This window comes from Methylobacterium sp. WL120 (assembly GCF_008039465.1).
In the GTDB taxonomy this organism is placed as follows: domain Bacteria; phylum Pseudomonadota; class Alphaproteobacteria; order Rhizobiales; family Beijerinckiaceae; genus Methylobacterium; species Methylobacterium cerastii.
The window spans coordinates 1-845 of the sequence record NZ_VRUT01000364.1 but is presented as its reverse complement, the minus strand read 5'-3'; the positions used below and the strand labels follow the sequence as shown (position 1 = coordinate 845).

The 845-nt window shown below is 68.4% G+C and carries 1 protein-coding gene; it reads left to right on the top strand.

The features are described from left to right. The coding region (locus FV229_RS27015; protein ID WP_281406760.1) for a CheR family methyltransferase at positions 1-845 on the top strand (845 nt) is incomplete at both ends.

The following is an 845-nucleotide window of genomic DNA, read 5'->3' as shown; positions in this document are numbered from 1 at the left end:
CACGTCTACGTCATGCCGGCCGGGTCCGTCATGGGCATCGCAGGCGGACGGCTGACTTTGAAGCCGCTCGGGCCGGCGGTCCGTGAGCCCAAACCGGTCGACATCTTCCTGACTGCCCTGGCCCTTGACCAGGGCGCGCGTGCGGTCGGCGTGATCCTGTCCGGCGGCGACGGCGACGGCGCAATCGGCGTCAAGGCGATCAAGGAGCACGGCGGCCTGACCCTGGCGCAGACCGCGGATGGCTACGGCCCCGAAACCCCTGACATGCCCATCAGCGCACTGCGGACCGGCTTCGTTGATTTCGGCGAGGCGGCCGAACGGATGGGCGACCGGATCGCTGCCCACTTCGCCGCCAATAGTCCCGCCACGCAGGATGGTCAGACCGACCAAGTCGCACGGGAGTTCGATGCCGAGCTGCTGACCGAGATCTTTGCCATCCTGCGCTCACAGGTCGGCCACGACTTCTCCGGTTACAAGCCCAGCACCTTCGTGCGTCGCCTGCAGCGGCGCATCAGCGTCGTCGGCGCGGCCGGGCCGGACGGCTACCTCAAGCTGCTGCGTGCCGACCCGGCCGAGGTCGGAGCGCTGTTCCGGGACCTGCTGATCGGCGTGACGAACTTCTTCCGCGACGCAGCGGCCTTCGAGGCGCTGGCCGCCGACGTCATCCCGAAGCTGCTTGACGAGCGCGCGGCGAGCGATGTCGTGCGGATTTGGGTGCCGGCGTGCTCGACCGGCGAGGAGGTTTACTCCCTCGCCATCCTCCTGCGCGAGCACATGCTCACCCTGGCAGATCCGCCACGCGTGCAAATCTTCGCCACCGACATCGACGAGCGCTCGCTCACGGT